Origin of the sequence: Stenotrophomonas hibiscicola ATCC 19867, assembly GCF_000382065.1 — a bacterium.
Classification (GTDB): Bacteria; Pseudomonadota; Gammaproteobacteria; order Xanthomonadales; family Xanthomonadaceae; genus Stenotrophomonas; species Stenotrophomonas hibiscicola.
This window is the reverse complement of sequence record NZ_KB907511.1, coordinates 1-1419: the sequence shown is the minus strand read 5'-3', so window position 1 is coordinate 1419 and position 1419 is coordinate 1. Positions and strand designations below refer to the sequence as shown.

Annotated in this window: 1 rRNA gene; it reads left to right on the top strand. The window is 54.0% G+C overall.

From position 1 onward, the window contains the following. Positions 1-1389: ribosomal RNA gene (locus G370_RS0120530) — 23S ribosomal RNA — on the top strand; the annotation flags it as partial. Positions 1390-1419: the final 30 nt, after the last annotated feature.

Below are 1419 nucleotides of genomic sequence, written 5' to 3'. Positions count from 1 at the left end.
TAAGACCGAGCACCGAGACGAGCCTTTATGGCGAAGTCACTGATACCACGCTTCCAGGAAAAGCTCCTAAGCTTCAGCTTACGCAGACCGTACCGTAAACCGACACAGGTGGGTAGGATGAGAATTCTCAGGCGCTTGAGAGAACTCGGGTGAAGGAACTAGGCAACATGGCACCGTAACTTCGGGAGAAGGTGCACCCTTTTTGGTGGCTCGTGCGAGCTATAGCTGAAGAGGGTCGCAGTAACCAGGCCGCTGCGACTGTTTATCAAAAACACAGCACTCTGCAAACACGAAAGTGGACGTATAGGGTGTGACGCCTGCCCGGTGCTGGAAGGTTAATTGATGGGGTCAGCCGCAAGGCGAAGCTCTTGATCGAAGCCCCAGTAAACGGCGGCCGTAACTATAACGGTCCTAAGGTAGCGAAATTCCTTGTCGGGTAAGTTCCGACCTGCACGAATGGCGTAACGACAGCGGCGCTGTCTCCACCCGAGACTCAGTGAAATTGAAATCGCTGTGAAGATGCAGCGTTCCCGTGGCAAGACGGAAAGACCCCGTGAACCTTTACTATAGCTTTACACTGAACGTTGAGTTCGTCTGTGTAGGATAGGTGGGAGGCTATGAAACTGTGGCGCCAGCTGCAGTGGAGCCATCCTTGAAATACCACCCTGTCGTGCTTGACGTTCTAACCTGGGCCCATTATCTGGGTCGGGGACCGTGTATGGTGGGTAGTTTGACTGGGGCGGTCTCCTCCTAAAGAGTAACGGAGGAGCTCGAAGGTACGCTCAGCGCGGTCGGACATCGCGCACTGTGTGCAAAGGCATAAGCGTGCTTGACTGCAAGATCGACGGATCAAGCAGGTAGGAAACTAGGACTTAGTGATCCGGTGGTTCTGTATGGAAGGGCCATCGCTCAACGGATAAAAGGTACTCCGGGGATAACAGGCTGATACCGCCCAAGAGTTCATATCGACGGCGGTGTTTGGCACCTCGATGTCGGCTCATCACATCCTGGGGCTGTAGTCGGTCCCAAGGGTATGGCTGTTCGCCATTTAAAGTGGTACGCGAGCTGGGTTCAGAACGTCGTGAGACAGTTCGGTCCCTATCTGCCATGGGCGTTGGAGATTTGAGAGGGGCTGCTCCTAGTACGAGAGGACCGGAGTGGACGAACCTCTGGTGTTCCGGTTGTCACGCCAGTGGCATTGCCGGGTAGCTATGTTCGGAAGCGATAACCGCTGAAAGCATCTAAGCGGGAAGCGCGCCTCAAGATGAGATCTCCCGGGGCACAAGCCCCCTGAAGGAACCATGTAGACTACGTGGTTGATAGGTCAGGTGTGTAAGTACAGCAATGTATTGAGCTAACTGATACTAATGATCCGTGCGGCTTGACCATATAACCTCAAGTTGCCTTGGCTTTACGACA